This is a genomic window from Methylobacterium sp. J-068, assembly GCF_022829445.1.
Taxonomy (GTDB): Bacteria; Pseudomonadota; Alphaproteobacteria; order Rhizobiales; family Beijerinckiaceae; genus Methylobacterium.
Genome location: NZ_JAKSXY010000111.1, coordinates 1 through 424, shown reverse-complemented (window position 1 = coordinate 424; position 424 = coordinate 1). Strand labels below are relative to the sequence as shown.

1 protein-coding gene is annotated in these 424 nt (G+C 71.7%); it reads right to left on the bottom strand.

Going from position 1 to position 424, the window contains the following annotated elements; translation table 11 throughout:
* Positions 1-424: AMP-binding protein (locus MKK54_RS19425; RefSeq protein ID WP_244013267.1), on the bottom strand; the 424-nt coding region annotated here is incomplete at both ends.

Here is a 424-nt window from a genome sequence, read left to right as displayed (position 1 = left end):
GCAGCTCCCAGACCGAGACGTCGAAGCCGATGGGGGTCTTCTGGAGGATGCGGTCGCGGGGGCCGATGCCGTAGGCGGCCGCCATCCAGTCGAGGCGGTTGAGGAGCGCGCCGTGGGTGTTGGCGCAGCCCTTGGGCCGGCCCGTCGAGCCCGAGGTGTAGATCACGTAGGCGAGGTTTTTTGGATGCGGCCGGGCCTCGGTCCAGGCGTCGCCGTCCGCTGCATCCGTGTCGGAGGTGTCCGCGTCGATGTGCAGGACGGTGAGATCGGGATGCTCGTGCGGGCCGGGCCAGGCGGCGGCCAGGGCCGTGGTGGTGACGAGGAGGCGCAGGCCACTGTCGCGGACCATCTCGTCCAGGCGAGGGCGAGGCAGGTCGGGGACCAGGGGCAGGAAGGCGGCGCCGGCCTTGAGGATGGCGAGGGT